Source organism: Leptospira gomenensis, assembly GCF_004770155.1.
GTDB classification, from domain to species: domain Bacteria; phylum Spirochaetota; class Leptospiria; order Leptospirales; family Leptospiraceae; genus Leptospira; species Leptospira gomenensis.
The window spans coordinates 132,300-152,802 of the sequence record NZ_RQFA01000026.1 but is presented as its reverse complement, the minus strand read 5'-3'; the positions used below and the strand labels follow the sequence as shown (position 1 = coordinate 152,802).

17 protein-coding genes are annotated in these 20,503 nt (G+C 46.6%); 16 read left to right on the top strand and 1 reads right to left on the bottom strand.

Annotated elements, in window-relative coordinates:
* Window positions 1-8: 8 nt before the first annotated feature.
* Window positions 9-1,013 carry a ligase-associated DNA damage response exonuclease gene (locus EHQ17_RS05425; protein WP_167881088.1) on the top strand — a complete coding sequence of 335 codons (1,005 nt, stop codon included), beginning with the start codon at window positions 9-11 and terminating at the stop codon, window positions 1,011-1,013.
* Between the two features lie 205 nt (window positions 1,014-1,218).
* The gene (locus tag EHQ17_RS05420) at window positions 1,219-2,508 is read left to right on the top strand and encodes an ankyrin repeat domain-containing protein (protein WP_135592905.1); all 1,290 of its coding nucleotides are present in this window, start codon (window positions 1,219-1,221) and stop codon (window positions 2,506-2,508) included.
* Between the two features lie 5 nt (window positions 2,509-2,513).
* On the opposite strand, the gene EHQ17_RS05415 is transcribed toward EHQ17_RS05420, so the two are convergent.
* Complete coding sequence (locus EHQ17_RS05415) at window positions 2,514-5,048, bottom strand: penicillin acylase family protein (RefSeq protein ID WP_135592903.1); 2,535 nt, start codon at window positions 5,046-5,048, stop codon at window positions 2,514-2,516.
* Window positions 5,049-5,263: 215 nt separating this feature from the next.
* Between EHQ17_RS05415 and EHQ17_RS05410 the strand changes: the two genes are divergently transcribed.
* The 14 genes from EHQ17_RS05410 to EHQ17_RS05355 all read left to right on the top strand — a co-directional run bounded on the left by EHQ17_RS05410 (window position 5,264) and on the right by EHQ17_RS05355 (window position 20,435).
* Window positions 5,264-6,808 carry a DNA ligase-like domain-containing protein gene (locus EHQ17_RS05410; protein ID WP_135592901.1) on the top strand — a complete coding sequence of 515 codons (1,545 nt, stop codon included), beginning with the start codon at window positions 5,264-5,266 and terminating at the stop codon, window positions 6,806-6,808.
* A 209-nt stretch (window positions 6,809-7,017) separates the two neighbouring features.
* A complete protein-coding gene (locus EHQ17_RS19745) occupies window positions 7,018-7,185 on the top strand; it encodes a hypothetical protein (protein WP_167881089.1) in 168 nt (55 codons plus the stop codon).
* 90 nt (window positions 7,186-7,275) lie between these two features.
* Window positions 7,276-7,662, top strand: coding sequence for a 6-carboxytetrahydropterin synthase QueD (gene queD / locus EHQ17_RS05405; protein WP_135592899.1), 387 nt, complete (start codon window positions 7,276-7,278; stop codon window positions 7,660-7,662).
* A gap of 15 nt (window positions 7,663-7,677) precedes the next feature.
* Entirely contained in the window at window positions 7,678-8,433 is a 756-nt protein-coding gene (gene queC / locus EHQ17_RS05400) for a 7-cyano-7-deazaguanine synthase QueC (RefSeq protein WP_135592897.1), read from the top strand.
* Between the two features lie 67 nt (window positions 8,434-8,500).
* Window positions 8,501-8,785 carry an NAD(P) transhydrogenase subunit alpha part 2 gene (locus EHQ17_RS05395; RefSeq protein ID WP_000434762.1) on the top strand — a complete coding sequence of 95 codons (285 nt, stop codon included), beginning with the start codon at window positions 8,501-8,503 and terminating at the stop codon, window positions 8,783-8,785.
* A gap of 4 nt (window positions 8,786-8,789) precedes the next feature.
* Complete coding sequence (locus tag EHQ17_RS05390; protein ID WP_135736151.1) at window positions 8,790-10,190, top strand: NAD(P)(+) transhydrogenase (Re/Si-specific) subunit beta; 1,401 nt, start codon at window positions 8,790-8,792, stop codon at window positions 10,188-10,190.
* Between the two features lie 744 nt (window positions 10,191-10,934).
* Window positions 10,935-11,603 carry an LIC13197/LIC10919/LIC10469 family protein gene (locus EHQ17_RS05385; protein ID WP_135591356.1) on the top strand — a complete coding sequence of 223 codons (669 nt, stop codon included), beginning with the start codon at window positions 10,935-10,937 and terminating at the stop codon, window positions 11,601-11,603.
* Between the two features lie 182 nt (window positions 11,604-11,785).
* Window positions 11,786-11,911: a hypothetical protein gene (locus EHQ17_RS20265; RefSeq protein WP_281276511.1), complete on the top strand. Its 126-nt coding sequence runs from the start codon at window positions 11,786-11,788 to the stop codon at window positions 11,909-11,911.
* Between the two features lie 163 nt (window positions 11,912-12,074).
* A complete protein-coding gene (locus EHQ17_RS05380) occupies window positions 12,075-12,533 on the top strand; it encodes a hypothetical protein (protein ID WP_135591354.1) in 459 nt (152 codons plus the stop codon).
* A gap of 218 nt (window positions 12,534-12,751) precedes the next feature.
* Window positions 12,752-17,296, top strand: a complete 4,545-nt coding sequence (locus EHQ17_RS05375) for a tetratricopeptide repeat protein (RefSeq protein WP_135591352.1) — start codon at window positions 12,752-12,754, stop codon at window positions 17,294-17,296.
* Window positions 17,297-17,403: 107 nt separating this feature from the next.
* Window positions 17,404-17,841 (top strand): ribosomal maturation YjgA family protein, encoded by a 438-nt coding sequence (locus tag EHQ17_RS05370; RefSeq protein ID WP_135591350.1) that lies wholly within the window; start codon window positions 17,404-17,406, stop codon window positions 17,839-17,841.
* 96 nt (window positions 17,842-17,937) lie between these two features.
* Entirely contained in the window at window positions 17,938-18,948 is a 1,011-nt protein-coding gene (locus EHQ17_RS05365; protein WP_135591348.1) for a dienelactone hydrolase family protein, read from the top strand.
* A gap of 99 nt (window positions 18,949-19,047) precedes the next feature.
* Entirely contained in the window at window positions 19,048-19,938 is an 891-nt protein-coding gene (locus EHQ17_RS05360) for a WGR domain-containing protein (protein ID WP_135591346.1), read from the top strand.
* Window positions 19,939-20,018: 80 nt separating this feature from the next.
* On the top strand, window positions 20,019-20,435 hold the full coding sequence (locus EHQ17_RS05355) for a YbaN family protein (RefSeq protein ID WP_135591364.1): 417 nt from the start codon (window positions 20,019-20,021) through the stop codon (window positions 20,433-20,435).
* Window positions 20,436-20,503 lie beyond the last annotated feature (68 nt).

Genomic DNA, 20,503 nt, shown 5'->3' with positions numbered 1-20,503 from the left:
CAATGGAAATGATCGTCTTAACGGAAGCCGGCCTCTACGTACCACAAGCGGACGTTTACATCGATCCTTGGAAATCCGTTCCACGCGCAATTTTGACGCACGCACATTCGGATCACACGCGTAGAGGATCGTATCATTATTTGTGCGCGGAATCCGGTCTTCCTCTGACCCGGGAACGTCTCGGCGAAAAAGTTACGATCGAAACTCTTCCCTACGGACGTTCCGTATATCGCAACGGAGTAAAACTCAGCCTGCATTCGGCGGGGCATATCTTAGGTTCGGCTCAGGTAAGAATCGAATACAAAGGGCGCGTTACGGTGGTAAGCGGCGATTATAAAACCGAACCCGATCCGACCTGCGATCCGATCGAAGTCTTGAAGTGCGACACTTTTCTTTCTGAATCGACGTTTGCAAAACCGTATTACGTTTGGGAAAAATCGGATTTAGTATTTCAGAATATTCTTAACTACTTAATGGAAAATCGGGACCGGGACGAAATCACGGCATTGTTCGGATATTCCCTCGGCAAGGCGCAGAGGCTGATCCGAGGACTTGCCGACACGGCACGAACGAAAGGGATTCCCTTGGATTTTTTCGTACACGAATCGATTCATAACATGAATCGCCGCTACGAACAAGCGGGGATATCCTTGCCTCGGACGAAACGAATGGACGAAATTTCCGAAGAGCCGAAAACTCCGTTCGTGTTCGTCGTTCCGCCGGGAAGTCCGATTCCGAATCTCCGAAAGAAGAGGATTCGAACCGCCTTTTGTTCCGGGTGGATGTGCCTTTCCAAAAACAGAAAAGGCGGAAGTTTCGGAAAGGGTTTCGTACTTTCGGACCACGCGGATTGGAACGGGTTGATCGAAAGCATCCTCTCGACCGAAGCGGAAGAAATCCTACTCACTCACGGAGAAACGAAGGATATCGTCCGTTATTTGCAAGAGCGTGGCAAAAATGCCAAAACGCTCGAGACTAAGTTCGGTTCGGAAGAATTGGAACGTTTACCGTGAATTTCTTTTCCGAACATTTGGAACCTTAAAATATCAATATTCTTAAATTATAATTTTAAAACATCGTTTATTCAGACGGATTCGCCTCTATCGTTACTTTATAAGCCAAGAGGAAATTAATACGAATTCGGATTATACTGATTCACGGACTCGAAAACTCCGTTCTCGGAATTCGACCCCTTATTTTAAAAGAATCAGTAGGCGTATGAGCGAAAATTTTACCGCAAAACCCAAACGCGCATCCAGGGAAGAAATCTATTCCATGAGCCAGTGGATCGCAAAAAACAACGTGCAAAGACTCAGACAGGAAATCGAATCCAGAGGAAAGGATTTTTACGGAAGTAAACCTCTGTTTTTTGCCGCGAGCGAAAACAGCCTCCTTACTTTGGAATATCTCAAGGAGATCGGATTTTCTCCCGGAATCAAAGACTCCAATCAAAATTCGTTGCACTACTACGCGTGCCGGGATCGCGGTGAAGCCGATGTGGTTCGATATCTTTTGGATCACGACGTACAACCCGAACCCAAGGACATACTTCAGGCGGCCTGCAACGGAAAGATAGAAATATTAAAACTATATCAAGAATATGGAATAGACCTGCGCGATCCGAATCTTCGGGACGGACATTACTCGTTGATGGAAATCGCCGTCTTCAGCGGATTGGAGGTAGTTAAATTTCTTTTCGAACAGGGACTTTCCCTGGAGGATCGTCTTTTACCGGACGCCGCAAATCTCGGAAAACTGGATCTTGTTCGTTATCTCGTTTTAGAACGGAACGCGGATCCAAACCGAATCGCCCTAAAACAAAACGCCGTCCACGCGGCTTGTGTAGGACCTTCGCACCATAACCCCTCGGATCACTTAGAAATATTAAAATTTCTGCATAAACATGGCGGCGATCTCAACGCGCCCAGCGATTGGAGGGCGGGGTATACCCCTTTGCACTTCGCGTGTATGCCCGGGCCGCAGGATAAACTGCCGATCATCGTCTATCTCTTGGAAAACGGAGCGAAATTAGATCTGGCCGCGCCCGATTCCGCCCTGAGCATTGCGGACACGAAAACCAGAAAAGCCGTATTAAAACATCTGGAAAAAACGGGAAAGCCCGTTTTAAAGGACCCGTTCGAAAGATCCTTTAAAATCGATCCCATGATCGAGTTCGCGAAAAACGCCCTCAAAAAATTTGCATTAGAAAATCCTAATGCTCTTATATGCCAATTCGTAATCGAAGGGGCAATCATGAGCATGAACGACGAATTCGATCCCGAATACGTCGTTGCGGACTGGAAATACGAGGGATTCGCCGAATTCGACGAAAGCTCCGGCTTCGACTTTCCCTTATGGAAGGAACATTACGATTCCATGGGAGACGAAAATTCCGAGTATACGATCGCAATGAAGGAAGTGATCGAAGGTCTTCATAGAACGAACGCCTTCGATTGCCTCAATCGAGCCGCAAACTTCGAAACGAAGACGATCGATCACTCCTATTGAACCGTTTATTTTTCGGGGATAAACTTCAACACGTGTTTGGAATCCCGTTCTATCTGTGACTGAGTAAATCGAATCTGTCTGTAATCCCCTTTTAGGAAAAGATCGATCTGGTCGCCGTAGAACGGAGATCCCTGATTTCCGGAATTGCCCGTCGGCAAAACAGACCAGGAATTTTCCGGATTCGAAAGATCCACGATCCTTCTCTTGGAAGGACCGAGGTGCGGACTCATCTTCGGTTCGATTTCCTTCTGATTCATCAGGTTGATGACCGCTTCTCCGGAAGGAACCGGAAAAGGCCCTTGATTGAAAATCAAACCCAAAACGGGCACCTTACCGATCGGATGTTCGAACGTGATCTTGTGCGCCTTTCCCCAAGTCCAGGAATCAGGAGCGCCACCGTGTTCATCGGCCAAAAAACGGACCGTCTGCAAAAACGCGCGCGCCAAAATATCCCTTCTAATCTCGCGGATCTCCGGAGTGGTAAGATCGTCCCAGAAAGTGGAACTTTCGTTAAACAGAATATACTTATATGCGTTCCAACGTTCGGCGCCTTGGCCGAAAACTTTCAGATCCTCTTCTCCCAGTTCGTCCCGCCAAAGATTGATCATCACGAACTGATTCATCGTGTGGAACAGAGTCGCTCCCGGAGAATCGAGCGTATTTTCTCCGTCGAATTTTTCGTAGATGTCGAGCGCCTCGCGAAACACCCCTTCCCACTTACGGGATTTTTTCAGCTCTTCGCTTATCAATGGAACGAAACTTCTCGCGGCAAAGGAATGGACATCCGTTTGGATTTTTTTCATATCTTCGACGGACCAGGATTTTTTCTCTCCGAGTAATTCGTAGATCCTTCGTGCACGGTCCGACTCCTGCCAATAACCTTCCGGTTTTCCGTAACCCGAAAGCTGCGACGCGGGAAGATGATTCGCGGTAAGGATGATTCCCTCATTAGGATTCACCAAACGAGGATTTTGCGAAAACGGAAGATAACCGATCACGTCGTCCTCTCCGGAAGAACCGTTCAGGATTTTGCGCGTGTTGGTTTTCTTTTTTCGAATAGGAAACCTACCCACTCCCCACCACGCGATATTACCGTCCCGATCCGCGTAGGAAACGTTCAAACCGGGGGCCGGTAAACCCGCGGCGACCTGCTCGCATTCGTTGATCGAAGAACAACGATCCAAAGTATAGATCGTCTTCAACATAGGAACCGAAAGATGATGAAACACCCAATACATGGAAAGCGCAGGTCCGTTGTAACCGGGAATCGGCTTCGAAACGATCGGACCGTGCGAAGTGACTTGGATTTCGATTTCTCTCGGCGCCTCGCCTTTTACCGCGATCGTTTCCTTGAGGACTTGAACGGGAACCCATTTGCCTTTTTCCATGACCAAATTCGGATCGGTCGGATGAAAGGTCTCCTCATAAAGATCCATGTCGTCGTTCTCCAACATGGTCAAAGCCCACGCCTTACGCGCGTTATGTGCGATTAGGGGAAACGGAACGAGCGGAAAGTGATAACCGTAGGATTCGAAATCGCCCACGATCATATGGACTTCGTACCAAGTTCCGGGATTTCCGTATTCGATATGCGGGTCGTTGGCGAGAATCGCTCCGCCCGTGGAAGAGCGCGAAGGAGCGACCACCCAGGAATTACTTCCCGTGAAAAGCGGGAGCCCCTTCAACACTTCGCTCACTTTGTGCAATGTCGTTTCGAGATGAGGAGCAGAGGAAACGGATAAATCGGATGAATCAAGAATTTTAGAATTTTTTAATAAACTAAACTTTTTTCCGGAATTTTCAGTCAGCCTTTTCGGCGAATACGCCGGTTGATTTTCAAGAATCGAAAACGGATCTTCATGATCGTGTCTCGGAAAAAGTTCGGAAACGTCCCTGTTATCGTTCCTAAGCCGCGATTCCAAAATGGTATGGAGGGAATCGTTGCGGAAGGCTTCCGAAAAGGAAAAAGACAACAAAGCCATGGAACTGAGTACGTCCAAACGATCGAACGGTTTGGGTTGATATCCGAGGAGGGTGAATTCGATCGGAAGCGGCTCGTTTTTTAGAAAGAAGTTCAATCCTTCCAAAAAAGAATCCAATTTCGCCCATTCAGGAGAATCGTCCCGCGCGGAGAGCATTTTTTCCGCGCTTCTCCTTAAAAGCATCTGTCTCAAAAATACGTCCGTTGGAACAAGATCGGGTCCCAGGATTTCGGATAATTCCCCTCGCCCGGCCTTTCTTAAAATCTCCATCTGAAAGATACGATCGCTGGCGCTCACATAACCTAACGCGAAGTAGGCGGAGTGAGGATCCTCGGAACGGATATGCGGAACACCGTAGGAATCACGGATGACGGAAACCGGCTTGGTAAGTCCCGGAACCTTCAATTCGCCGGATAAACGCGGAGCCTTGGAGGAGATCAAAAACGAATAACCGATTTTTACGGAGATAAGTAAAAGGATCAAGATCGCGAAAGATCTTCTAAGCCATAAGGGAAACTTTTTCCAAAAGGAAAAGCAACTGGAAATCAATTCTTTCATATTCTAAACCGACTTTGTATTTTAGGGTGTTAAGTTTTATAAGGACGGATTTCATAGGCAAGGAAAGTTTTTTCCGAATCTCTTTTTTCGAACCGATCGCAAGTTTCGATTTATAGTTTGCGGACGAATTTAAAAATAAGTTTACGGAAGCGCAAGAAAACGAAGTCGCAATCGAAAAAGCGGAAACCCGTAAGCAATCTATTCCACCGTATACGATGATATCTTTTTGCAAGTTGATCGAAGATTACAAGGAGCAATCCGAAACCGCCTTAAAACGGGAACTTTTGATTTCTTATCTTTGCGAATGCAAAGAGGAAGAATTGGATTCCGCAGTGTTTCTTTTAAGCGGAGAAAAAAGGAAACGAATTATAACGGAGGAAAGTTTAATCCGATTGGCCTCCGAATTTTCTCAACATCCGCTATGGCTGTTACACGCTTCGATACGAGAAGTCGGCGACGTTGCGGAAACGTTGGCTTTGACGACGGGACTCCCCGTCCTTTCTAAAAACTGGGACCTAGGTTCGATTTTGAATGAAACGGAACGGTTACGAGCGGAGCCGGAACTTTTACGGGAACGTTTATTTTTTTTCTGGAAGACTTTGGAAATTTCGGAAAAAACTTTTTTACATTCGCTCCTACTCGGCAAACGAATCATCAAAGTTCCGGAGATTCTTCTGTTCTCCGTTCTTGCGGATTGTTTCGATCTCGAACTGGGGATTCTTTTGATACGGTATAAGAGAGAGCGTCCTGATCTCAGGACGATTCCAGTTTCACAAATTTTGCGTTCTTGGTTTCCGGATAAAAAACGGACGCGACTTTCGAAAAAGGAAATCGCGGGACGCACGGACGTTTCCCTCGGCGAAAGGAAAAACGAATCGAACTCGGTTGATCCGGTTTACTCGGATGATACGATTCCCGATAATTACGGTTTTTTTTGGGAATGTCCCGGAATTCCGGTCCGAGCGGTCGGAAATTCTTCCGGAATTTTTCTTTGGAAAGAAGGGGAAAACGGGGATCTTTTGGATCCAATTTCATTTTCCGAAGTTTATTCCGCATGTTCCGAGCTTTTGACATCCGGAAACACTTTTTCTTTGACGGGCGTTGTCCAGGAAGACGGGAACAATACATTCATAATTTATGATATACTGGAATACAACGGCCGCACATCGGCAAATATTTCCTTTCGGGAAAGAAGGGACATCCTATCCTCCTTGGTCGGAAATCCGAAAACCCTCGCAATAAGATCCGTTGAAACGAACTCCTTCGCGAAAAACGTATCTATAAAAGAATTTTATAAACTTCTAATGGATAAAAAATCGAACGCCTACCTTTTCGATCCGACGGGAAACACCCTTTTCCTTTTTTTGCGCCCGGCTCGGTCCTTAAAAGCGGTCTTATTGTACGGTAGAAAAGGCCGAGAGGAATCGGGAACCGTGTTTTGGGAACTCGGTTTCGGGATCCGATTCAATTCCATCTCCCCGGAACCGCGGACGATCGCTCGAATCGTTTTACGTAACGAAGATCCATTTTTCGCAGAACTGGATTCTTTTTTTCAGGAGAATACGATTGAAAAAAAGGGACCGATCCGGGGAGTTCCTACGATTTGGAAAGCCGAACTTTCCTTTCAAACGGTGCACCAATCTAAGAGACATAAGTTAGGCTTTCGTTTGGAAGGAGTTCGATTGGTTCGAAGAATTTCAGAGGAAGAGACCATTGATTCGCTGGAAACTCTGGTTGAGTTTTGGGAAAAATCTTTGTAGGAGAAACTGTGGGAACTCACACGAAACCTCGCGCCTATATCCAAACAATCCTTCCGTTTCTCCGTGTGGGAACTCACACGAAACCCCGCGCCTATATCCAAACAATCCTTCCGTTTCTCCGTGTGGGAACTCACACGAAACCCCAACCACAGAAAGTGGATCCGACTGAGTTGCTTGACAGTGTCCCTCACTCCGGTTTTTTGGTCGATATGAACCAGAAAACCGCAAAACTCCTCAGCAAATACGCAGCTCTCAAAGCGGGAGACTCTGAACAACGCAAACTGCTCGAAAAACAGTTTAAAAGAGAATGGTTGGTTTTGAACGAACACGAAAAAGACCGGAAAAGACAGGAAATTTTGAAAGAGCTGGTAAAATAAGCCGGCCCTTTTTTCCGAATCATACCGGGTCCGGCAAATAAGTTCTTTATTGAATCCTTACCTATTTTCTTCGACAGGCCGGACGACCACATGGAAGAAATCGAACTCACCAAAGAATTCCGCTTCGATGCGGCCCATTTACTCCCGAACGTTCCGGACGGACACAAATGCAAGCGGCTCCACGGTCACAGCTTTCGCTTTAAACTTCATCTCAAAGGAACGATCGATCCCGCAACCGGCTGGCTCATCGATTATGCGGAAGTTAGTAAGATCGTAAAACCTCTGATCGAAAATCATCTCGATCACTATTATCTCAACGACGTTCCGGGACTTGATAATCCGACTTCGGAAAATATTTCGATCTGGCTCTGGAATCACCTAAAACCCTTGCTGCCTTTACTTTACAAAATCACCCTCAACGAAACCTGCACGAGTGCCTGCATTTACGAAGGCCCGAAAACTTCTTCTCGAACGTAAAGGGTAAAGCGAACTTTGAATTCGGCAAAAGATAAGAATTCGAAACGAAAGAATTCCGAATCCGATCGGAAACATTCTTCTCGGCAAACGAAAAAGGACGGAGCAAAACCCAACCGCGATAAGGCGATCGTGCTTTTATCCGGGGGATTGGATTCCACGACTTGTTTATACCAAGCGATCGCGGACGGAAAAGAAGTCCGGGCCTTGTCCTTCGATTACGGACAACGACATAGGATCGAATTGTCCTACGCGAAAAAAATCACCCGCAAATTAGAAATCCCGCACACGATCCAAAAACTACAGCCGGAGTTGTTTCTCGGATCTTCTCTGACGCAGAGGTCGATCCAGGTTCCGAAAAATTCCCTCGGAAAAGACGAGATTCCGAACACGTATGTTCCGGGACGAAACATTCTCTTTCTTTCGTTTGCGGTTTCTCTCGCGGAAGGAACCGGATCGGATTCCATCTACATCGGCGTAAACGCGATGGACTATTCCGGATATCCGGATTGCAGACCCGAGTTCATCAAGATGTACGAGATGGCGATTCAACTCGGAACCAAAAAGGGAAGCCAAGGTTCTCCGATCAAAATAGTAACTCCTCTACAAAATCTTTCCAAGAAAGAGATCGTACTTTTAGGAAACGAATTGAACGTTCCCTTTCATCTTACATTCTCTTGCTACGACCCGCAAAACGGGAAAGCCTGCGGAAAATGCGACGCCTGTCTCTTGAGAAAAAAAGGTTTTCAGGAGACAGGAGTTTCTGAAAAGTGATTCCATCGGTTTACCCGGCCTTCCCCAACATCTTCCGGGAAGGAATCTCTGATTAGGAAAAGTTATTATGGAACAGTTCGTAGGTTACCTGACGATCTTCTTATTAGCCGTATTCGTAGGTTTCGAGGTTATCACAAGAATTCCTCCGCTTTTACATACTCCTCTTATGTCGGGTTCCAATGCTATTTCCGGAATCACGATCATCGGAGCGATCCTTTCTCTTCATTCCGTGAACGGCCCTCTGATCAATATCATCGGCTTTATCGCGATGGTCGCCGCTACGATCAACGTCGTAGGCGGGTTCTTGGTAACTCATAGAATGTTAGGAATGTTCAAGAAGAAAGAAAAGTAAGAATATGGAAAAATCGATCATCAATTTAGTTTATCTTCTCTCCTCCGTCCTTTTTATCGTAGGATTAAAACTTCTTTCTCATCCTAAAACCGCCGTAAAAGGAAATTTCGTAGGCGCGGTGGGAATGTTCTTCGCGATCGCCGCGGCTCTCGTGGAAAAAGGACTGGCCTACGAATATATCCTCGCCGGTTTTATCGTAGGAACCGCAATCGGAGTCTATCTTTCCGTAAAAGTGGAAATGACCTCCATGCCTCAGCTCGTTGCGGCGTTGAACGGATTCGGAGGTCTTGCTTCCTTTCTCGTTGCAGGTGCCGCCGTGATGGAAGTGATTCACCAAGGAACCAATCTCGAAGTCCTGAAATCCTATCAATTCACCGTTTCGACGGCCGCATCCGGAATCATCGGTGCGGTGACTTTAACGGGAAGTTTCGTGGCGTACGGAAAACTGCAAGGGCTGCTTTCCGAAAAAGCGGTTCGTTATCCGGGCGATCAAATCGTAAAAGTCCTTTTTTTCATCGGCTCGATCGTTCTCAGTTATTTCGTAGTGATCGAACCGACTAAGATCGAGTGGTATTGGTATGTGGTTGCGGTCGGTTCCGTATTGGGGATTCTTCTCGTGATGCCGATCGGAGGAGCGGATATGCCGGTGGTAATTGCGCTTCTCAACTCTTATTCCGGAATCGCCGCTTCCGCGACCGGATTCGTTCTTGGCAATAACGTTCTCATCATCTCGGGTTCTCTCGTAGGAGCGTCGGGAATCATCCTAACACAGATTATGTGTAAGGCGATGAATCGTTCGCTTCCGAACGTTCTTTTCGGAGGACTCGGCGCAGCGGTAGATAACTCCAAAGGCGGAGAAGACATCTATGCGGGAAAAACGAAGAGCACTTCTGCGGAAGAGGTCGCGATGCTTCTTGATATGGCTCAAAGAGTCGTGATCGTTCCCGGTTACGGAATGGCGGTCGCACAGGCGCAGCACGCAGTAAGAGATCTTTATAATATTCTAACGGACCGTGGAATCGACGTGGAGTTTGCAATTCACCCCGTCGCTGGAAGAATGCCGGGGCACATGAACGTTCTTCTTGCGGAAGCGGATATCCCTTACGACAAGATGAAGGAAATGGACGAAATCAATCCTTCCTTTGAGCAGGTCGATGTAGTGATCATCAACGGCGCGAATGACGTTGTCAACCCTCTGGCAAAAACCGATCCGGGTAGCCCCATCGCGGGAATGCCGATTTTGGACGTGGACAAAGCGAAGACGGTCATCGTAATCAAACGAAGCCTGAGTCCCGGGTTTGCGGGAGTTCCCAATCCGTTGTTTATCCAAGACAATGCTCTTATGTATTTCCAAGACGGAAAAAAAGCGACGCAGGAAATCGTCACCGCTCTCAAAGAGACCTGAAGTTTCCCGCTCAAGAAAAAATCGCTCGAAGCCGGACCATAAAAGGTTCGGCTTTTTTATTTCCATCGGACCGGATCCGTCATGCGTCGCGTTTTATCGCGTGGCATCCGTCAGCCGAGGTCGATGGTCCGGAGTTCCGACCTTGGGATGGACTCGTCGTTTCGGATTCGGGGGAGTTCCCACAAGGAAGGTATTTCGGGCGCGTCCCTCGGAAAATTCTGAAATACCGACAAACAGCTAAAAAGCCTCGGGTCAGGCTACTCCGGGCTCCGCTTCGCTCCGGTCGTCGTTCGCGCCGCTATCTTTTTCCCGAAGAAAACACGGATCCAAAAAAGAAGGAACCAAATCGTAGAATCCGGCGCTACCGACGGACCAAGCCCTCCGTATCCTTCGCGCGGGAAATATCGAAGTAAATCGATCGGCCGACCTACCGCACCGTGTAGGATCTCATACAAAATTTCATTCCACTTGAAAACGATTCCGCAGACCGCTTCCAGTGTGGGAACTCATACCTAAACTCGCAAGCAACCGTATTCCCCGATATCCGGGGAGTTCCCACACTACCCAAATCCATCAGCAAAAACGCGTCTGCGGGCGGGCCACAACGTAGGAATTCGCCCGCAGCCGAATCCATCATTCTAAAATTAAAACCGACTTTTGAATTTTCCCGATCCAAAATCGGAGAATGTACTTTTGTATGAATGGATGAAAAACCGCGTCACGCGTCCACGGTGGGGAAAAAGGATGAACGAACAAAGAGAACAAATCGTCGGAACTTGGATCAAAAACTTGGATCCGAATCGTTTTACGGAACGGGAAAACGCGATCCAAAAATGGCTCAACGATAATAACGCGAAAACGTATTTAGATCGGGCACAGGAATTAATTTCTTCGCTTAACAAAGAAGAAATAATAAACGAATTTAAAATCGGAATAGAATCGGGTTTGGAATTCTGCTCAGAACTAGAAAAAATCCAAGCCCTCGATTTTTCCTGGTACTACGGAGGGGATTCCGTGGACGTCGCCTACGCCTACGCACTCGGCTCCTGCCACGGGCAAGGAAAATTATTCGGAACCGATTTAGGACCTGAAGAAATTCCGGGACTAGAATCGGATCTCAAACACGGAAGTTTACTCGATGAGGATTTTTCGGAACTACCCGTCCATTGGGCGATCAATCTCTATGTAGAAGAATTGAATCCTTCCTTAGAGGAAGCGCTAAAAAATAAACGAATCCCGTCCGATGCGGAGAATCTGCTCTTGGATCTTTTTCAAATCTGGAATTACAGATTGGGCACGGAAGCGTGCAAAAATATTCCCGTACGATATCAGAACGCACTAAAAAAAAGAAAACCGTTTTGGATTTCGATGACGCGACACGGAAGATGGTCCGTTCCTATAGGATTGATCTAATGAATGTTTTCGAATATTCAAATTTTGGAATTCGAACGTAGAATCTTTCCGAACCGAATTTTTTTGGAAAAAAAACAATCGATCCGCGACCGGAACCTACGGAAAACACCCCGATTTTCTATAAAATCCGACAAAGACGCATAACGCAAACTTTCGAATGAAATAATTCAAACGAAATAAAAATGTCAAAAGAAACGAAATCCTATGGCGAAATCCGCGATCTTGACGTCGAATCCATCAAATCGATTCCAAAAGCGAAAATCAAACTTTCGGATCAAGCGGGGCGTAAATACAGAATTTCTGTTTAAATTATTTCTATCTAAAAAGAAATCGAATCGAACCCGAAAACGGAAATAACACGACCGCAAAATCGAAGAAAAACTTTCGATTTTTCGATCGTTCGTTCGTCGGTTTTAGTAAACCGTGCGAATATAAAAAGGAAAGGCCGCACGCCTTTGAAAGAGAACATTTTTGTCAGATCAAACAACGAAACGAAATTCCGAAGAATCCGCAAACTCGATATCCGCTAAAAAGGACAACTTCTACTCCAACCATCCGATCGAAAACGAAATCCTGGAAAAGATAAGAACCCAGGAACTCGAACTTCTACGTATTGAGGAACTAAAACCGTTTTTGGAACGCCTTTCTTCCCTACCCTGGGCCGAATACGAGGAGAAGTTATCTTTGAAGTATTATACTTCGGCGCCGTTCGGAAAGGAATCTTCCGATCCGTTGTATCCAAAAATTTCCTCGGAAAAAGAGTTTGAATTCCAGCTACTCGAACCGGGAAACATTCTTGCAGAAGCGGAAACGAGTTTAGGCTCCGATAGCGAAAGTTTCGCTCGACTGAACAATTTCGTTTCCAATCTGATCGCGCGAACGATGGGAAAAGCCGTTGCCATCTCGATCAAAAAAAGAATCGACGCCTAACATAGATTAGCTGAAATTTTCCAGAAATCCCACCTCTTAAAACGAAAATCTCCGGATTCACCGCATTATAATCCGATCGAAAACCAACCCAATTTAAGCGAAATTAATTTCCACCGATCCGTTATGTTTTGCAATGAACGGCACCGCCGGAAATTCGGAAATCATCCGGATGGATCCTGCAAATCAAATATCCGCCGATCATTCGGAGGTAGGATCGAATGGATGTAGATTCTTTAGCCGCGCGCATCGAAGAAACCACGTTGTCCGCTCTCGAGGACGGAACAATCGATCGGGAAAGTTTACGTCAAATCGTCATAGGTGTTTCGACTTTAGGAGACGAAATCCTGCTCTGGGGGTTCGACAATTGGTCCGATTATCCTTGGGTTGACGAAGGAGACGCGTATGCGCATATTTCGAATTCGGAATGGCTGGATCGATGGGACGAATTGGACGATCCAACCGGAACCGAAGCGAACGAACTTCGACCTCGATTGCGTAAAACCGTAAAAGAAGCGGTTCGTCAAACGATTCTCAAACAAAGCCTCGGAGAATTCTCCTCCCTATTAGGTTTTGCGGAACATCGTCTCAACCCGCACGCGGATATCGAACACGGAGTCGAAGCGAACATAGACGATAGCGATCTCGAAGGAGAGGTCTTCGCATTCTATCATCCCTACGGCGCGGACGGTCTCGTCGGAATGATGGAAAAAATTCCACCGAACAATTTGATTTATCCGTTCGGGGCGTTTTTCGAAAACGGGATCGCGCTTTTTTATCCGGACGGACAACAGGATTCCCTTTCCGATAGTGAGGACGCGCCCGGTATAAAAATTATTTCCTTCGAAGAACTGGAGGCTTGGTGGTACGAAGATTCGGGTAATGGCGGCGTGATATTCCGGATCAAAAACGAACCGCTTAACTCGGAACTCAGCGGAGGACATACCCACGAAGAATGGGGGCAGCCCGATCGATCGGAAATTGACGGAATGATTCGGGAACATTTCCGAAAAAACGCAGCGCAACTTTTATTCCAACCGGACACGTTAACCGAAATTGAAAACGAAATCGAAGTGCGAAAATGGACCGAGCGTATAGAACGTTACGAAATCCATCCCGCTTCTTTCGTAAATCTTCTTTTAGGACGACTCGGTTTCGATAAAACATTGGGCTTGTTGACATCCTTTCAAAACGAAAAACTCCGTGAAAGATCCGTTTCACTGTTTGCGGAAACGCTCCTAGAACAAAACCGCAACGAAGAGTTCTTACGAAGTTTATCCGCGTTGGGGGAACTTCCCCGATTGGAAAAATGGACGCAGGAAATTCGTGCCTTAATCCGGCTCGATCTCCGTGAGGAGACGGATCGTCTGATCGAAACGGTGCAAGAAACCGCAGCGACTCCGTCGAAGCGTAAAATCATACGCAAAGACGAAATTCTTCCGTGGGAAATCGTCGCGGATTTTATTTCCGGTAGAAAGGAATCGGCTTCGAAAAAAATTCTTTCTCTGAAAGAGAAGAACTCATCGATTTATTTCGTTCAGGCCTTACTTCTTCAGGATTCGGACGCAAGGGAAGCGAGAAATTCTCTTCTAAAATCGCTTCAATCCGAAGACTCGGATCTAGGACTGGAACGTTTCATTACGGAACCCGGTTTAAAAAAATGGATCGAGGCGGCAAAAAAAGACAAACAAAGACGGAAGGATGCGTTCGAACTCTCCCAAAACGCGCAAATTACGACGTCGCTCGTCGATACCGTAAGCGCGAAATTCCGCAAAACGGAAATTAGGCGAAAAACGAAAGGGCAATGGAAACTATGTTTCGAAACCGAAATCAAAGAGAAAATAGATCGGAGTCGAATGAACCCGATCTATCGATGCGGATCGGAAATTTGGGTTACGGATTCTCAAGGGCTTTCTTTGTTAAACGAAGAAGGTCCGGAAAAGTATTCGCTGAACCCTTCGATCCAGGGCGAATTTTCTGGTATTTTCGTTTCCGAAAGTCATCTTTACGCACTCGTTGCCGAAGGATTAAAAATTTATAATATACAAAACGGACATTCACCCTCTTCTTTAGGAACGGTTCCGCGCTTGAACCGTCATAAGGACGAAACAATCTCGGGAGGAACGGGTTTTATCGCAACCCTTTCCCGGGAAACATGTACGATTTATTCCACAATCGATCCTTCAAAACCCATGCCGGTTTCCTGCGTAACCGTAAATACGAAATCGCAAGGATATATAAAAGCGATCGCCGGCAAAGGAAACTTTTTATTTATCACTACGAACAAACGAAGAATTATAGGTTTCGATCTTTCGAATACGAGCCTTCCCCGATGTGCGTTTGATCTCGAAATTCCTTGGGACGGAGAAAACGGTTACGGAGAACTTTGGATTTTAGGAAACATCCTTGTGGTCAAGATTCACCAAGGTGTATGGGTGGTGGAGGTTTCCGATCCCGGAAAACCGGTCTCACGCGCGGCATTTATTTATCCGCAACTTGAGACTGCGATCCGAAACGAAGACAAACTCTATCTCGTAAACGAACGCGGCTCCATTCTGACCTTCGATCTCACGACATTGAACGCGGAGGAAATTACGAACATCGTCTTACCGGACGGAAAAATCATCGAGGATTACGAGAAAACGACGGGAACGCTCTTGGGGGAAAGAATCATCCTTTTTTCCTCCCATAACATTAAGGTTTTAGAATATTCTAGAATAGGGTTTATCCCGAATCCGATTCCGAACATCGAAGAGTTGGAATCCAGGTTGAAAGAAGAGATCGAAAAAAATCTTTCCGATCTCGAGGAAGAATCCGAAATCGGATTAATCGTATTACGAAGATATAAAACTTCTTTCCGGATGATTTTGGATCGGCCTAGGAGTTTTGTGGGGATCGGCGCATATCGGGAAAACCGGATCGAAACGGAATGGAAACTATCCGAACTGATCGATAGCGAAGCGTTCTCGGATTACGATCAAAACCGTTTTCCTGCGGAAATTAAGGATCAGGATTCGTACGATATTTATTCGCTTCGTTTCGAAGAAACCTTGAACGTTTTGATCGAGCGGATCTTACGTTGGCTACCGAGTTCCGAATCCTTCCGGAGAATAGCCTCGGGAAAGGTCTACCTATGTGTCGGCGTCGGAGAACACATCCGTTGGATTCATACCTATGTCGATTCCGACCGTGAATGGAAACCGTTTCGTTCGGAAACGATCGCTTCGGGAAGGACGGTCGATGAACTATTAAAGGATTTTAATGTTCGGGATCGTATGATAGAAAGGGCCATCGAAGAACCCGAAGTGCGAGAACGCGCGTACGTGCTGGCGGGCGAAGGTGACCTTTGCGCATTTAGGATCGTTCAGTCGATTCAAAACAAGGATCGAGAATCCGCGATTCGAACGTTTCAACAAACCGCCTTAACGGACCGGGATTGCGCCGTCGAAGCCGTAGAGGAATTATCCGCGTATAAGGATCGTATGGAGGTGAAAGAGTTCCTGGAACACGTCGCCGCAAAAGCCAGAACCTCCGTCCGATTGGAAGCCGCCGTCGCTCTCGGAAGAGGCGATTCGGACGAGGTGTTAAATCTCGTGAAACGTCTTTTAAAACGAGACACTTCTCTTCAAGAAATAGATTTGTTAAACGACTTCGAATTCGACGACCTCGCGGTAAAAACGATGAAAGGAATCGAAAAACGGATCGTGGAACTTCAACCCGATCTGTTGGAATGGATCCGTGAAAACCCGCATAACAATCGTTTAGCGGGAATCGCGGTTTCTCTTTTTCGAGCCGGCTATCGCTCCCTTCCTCCGGAGTTGCTGGAACAAGCCGAAGGAGAAAAATACGACGAGGAATATCATAACATGACCACGGGGATCGATTCCTTGGACAAACAGGATTGGAGTCAGTCGGAAGTTTGTTTCGCCGAACGTTTGTTTACAGGTTATCGGCTCGCGGAATACGTCGGACAACTTCGCGATCAAGAGGACAAAGATTCGTCCTTGTGGCCTCCCGAATTGAAACCCGAACCTTGGAGTGCAAGTTGGTCGTATGTGTTGGATTCTTCCCTACCTCATTTACGGGAAATGAATCTTCTCGATTGGTTCGAAGACGAACTCGGCAAACGCGCCGGTAAGTCCGGAGATCGTTACTCGCCCGATCGGAGTTTATTGGCTGCGATTTTGAAACGGTATTCCTCTTCGAACGATTTCGAGGCTACGATTCGAATAGCCTCGTATTATCGAAACACGGAGGGAAACGCGTTTAACAAAAAGGAAACCGATTACTCGGATCGTATTTATACCTGGGCGAAAGTCCAGCTCGGATTTAAATCGATACAGGAAGGAAACCTAACGCGCGCTAGAGAACTTGCCACCGAGGTATTAACCCGAAATCCGGCCGAAGGAACCGCATTGTTTTTGGACGCGCGTTTGTTCTGGCTGGAAAGAGGTTCGGCATCCGAATGTATAGAACGTGCAAAAGAGAATTTGGAAAAGTTAAGTCCGGACGATAAACTCGGACGCGGCCGTATTTTGAATCTCGTAGGATGTGCGTTAGACGATCTTAAGGACTGGGAACAAGCAGCCGTTTGGTTCGAAAAAGCCTGGAAAGCGCATTCGTCCGATCCGAATTACCTGTCGAACCTCGCGGAAGCCCATTTCAAACGGGGCGCAATCGAGGAAGCGTCCAAAACGGCTCAGTTAGCTCGACGCAGCGGGTCGAAAGCGGAAATACTGGACGAAATACTCGGCAATTTCGCATAACGTATTTGGGAAACGATGCGGTGAGGTGGGAAAGAACACCGCGAATTCCTCGATTAGAATCGTTGAAAATAAAATCGGTATTTCTAAAACGGACCTAAGGAAACCGAATGTTGAAAACCGAAAAACGCACAAACTACGATCGAAAAGTTTACCTCGGTTTTTTCGTTTTCTTCGTATCGATTTGTATCGCGATCGTAACGTTTTTTCATTCGGTTCCTTTTGTCCGCGGGTTTATGGGGGATATGATCGTAGTGATGTTGATGTATTCCTTCTGCAAATCGGTCTTCGATTTTCCTCCGTTGAGTTTGGCGTTTGCCGTATTGACCGTTTCGTTCTCGGTGGAAATCGCGCAATACTTGCGTTCTATCGGGATCGTTCGTTGGAACGAGACGGAAATTTCGCGTTTAACCGTCGGCGCCGTATTCGATCCCTGGGATCTAATCGCGTATCTTTTCGGGGTTACGGCGATCTATTCGTTGGATCGCTCGATCCTGAAACGTATTCAAACAAAAAACGATCCGTCCTATTCTCCGAAATCGAAATGAGAATTCCGGCGGCGCAAAACTCCCAATCGCATTATAATTCGATAAAATAATCCGTTCTTTTAAGTACAATTCATTCGAAAAGTTTGTTATCGGATTATGACCTTATCTTGTCTTAGATCGATTTCGATCTTAACCTTCGTTTGTTTTTTTTGGAATTGCAATCGGAATGATTTTCTGGAAGACCTCGAATTTTGGAAACGAACCTCCTCGGAAAAACAGACGCAACTTTTATACCTCGCGACGGCTCAGGCGATTACGATCCAGGACTTACTCAACGGCCCGGTTCCGATCGATCAGGAAAACGAACTCACCAATTACCAGATCCGTTTGTACAATTCGACGCAGGGAATCATCATCACTGGTTATTTTTCCAAACCGGAAGGGAACGGTCCGTTTCCTTTGATCGTAATGATGCACGGTTGCGGAGGAGCCTACTCATACAACGATCCCGGTCGCGGGGTGGGTTTCTTATTTACGGAATGGGCCGCCCGGGGGAAAAACCTCGGATATGCGACTTTGCTTCTGGACAGTTTTACGCCGCGTAACGCACCTCAGAATCAATGCGGAAACGGACCGGGAACGGGCACGTCCGAAGTTACGGACCGACCTACCGACGCCTACGCCGCGTTAGACTATGTTCGGCGATCCTCGATTATAGACTCGGACAAAATCGTTCTATTGGGATGGTCTCACGGAGGAAGCAGCGTTCTTTCCACAGTGGACACGAATTCCACGTTAGTCTATCGTTCGATTTATCCTAAACCCTTTCGAGCGGTCGTTTCCTTTTATCCGGGATGCGGCTTGAACAACGCATTCGGTGGAATCGTCAACGGATCGTATCTTCCGTTTACGCACACCAAAATTTTAGCCGCAGAGCTGGATCCTCTTTATACTTCCGGTTATTGCGACGATAGAATCGCAAGGGCGCAGACGTTAGGCGCTAGCGTCGCGACTGGAAATTCATTTACGATCACCGTTTATCCGAACGCTCACCATAGTTTCGACCAGGCGAATGCGGTGAATTCTCAATTCGACGCGAACGACGTCGCAGCCAAACCGATCGCCGACCAGGAAGCCGTGGATTTCTTTCAAACCCACAACCCTTGATCGAAACCTAAAAAACCTCATCTGCGAAAACGGGAAGTCGATCCAAATCAAAGTATAAACGAATTAATAAAACTTAATATTATAAAATCAGGAATACAAATGAAACGAAATCTTGTATTTAAAGATGGAACGTCCGATAAGTTTTGGAATATAGAAGTAAACGGAAATTTCTTTACCGTTCAATACGGAAAAACCGGAACCGGCGGACAAACACAGACGAAATCCTTCGAAAACGAGGAGCAATGTCGTAAAGAGGCCGACAAGCTCGTAAACGAGAAATTAAAAAAGGGATACGGAGAAAATTCGGTTTCAGACTTCGCCGCAACCTGGAAGGAACTTACGGAATCTTCACAACCTTCGGAAGCGTTTTTAAAACACTTTTCGTTTTTGACGGAATCCGAGGAAGACATAACGATCCTGGAAAAACTTTCACGAAACGTTCTGGAAATAAACATGGATTCTTCCGGAGGAGAGCCGGCTTTGGTCGTTGCGATCCGATACGCGGATCCGGATTTCGACGAACCCGCCGCGATTCGATGTTCGGCTCCGTTTGCGGGAACTCCGGCGAAAGGCCTTCCTATAAGTTACGTCAAGGCGGCTCGAGTTCATAACGGAATGTATTTCGAGGATTTTGGGGGAGGTGCGGTCGGATTTTTCGGAATCGGTTCCGACGGAAAAATCAATTCGGGCGGATGGGAACCGGAAGCGATCGAAGAAGGCGACAACGAGGAATTCATCGAACGATTGGAGAACAAGGATCTTTCCGTGAGCGACATGGATTGTATCATCGAATTCGGACAAAATTGGATTCTCAGCGATCCTCTGAAAAAGACGACTCATAAGGAACCGGGTTATCTGTTTATTTCCCACGAGGACTGCGAGCTCGTTTCGATCGAAGGGGCCAACCGATTGACTTTCGGTCCGATTTTGCTCCGCGTTTTCGCGCAGAGAATTTTGGACGAAGAATTTTTTTCCGAAGTTTATTCGTAATACGATTTGCGAAAACGGTTCGGAAAACCGTATCATCGAAAAGAATTGAAATGTCCGAAGGCGTTTCGATTCTTTTGATTATGGAACAAAAAGATTACAGCGACGAAGTCCGTCTTCATCGATCCAAGCTCATTCGTTTTTTATTGTTCGTCGTCGGTTCGATTTCCTTAGCTTTGGGGATCGTAGGAATTTTCACGCCGATCCTTCCCACCACCCCGTTTTTACTTTTGTCCGCCGCGTGTTATGCGAGGACGTCTCATCGATTTTACAATTGGCTGATGAACAATCGATATTTCGGTTCCTACATACGTGATTGGAGGATCCATAAGATGATCCCGTTGCGCGCGAAGGTGATCGCGATTTCGATGATCTTCCTCACGATCGGAACGACCGTTTTCTTTTTTATCCCGATCTTTGCCGTTAAAATCCTGGTTTCGCTGATCGGTGTTTTGGTGGTGATCTATTTGATCCGAATTCCTACGAAACCGCAAGGATGAGGCCCCGATCGACAACTTTGTAGGAACTCCTACGAGGATGAAACCGGAAGAATTCGCTTGTAAAAGGA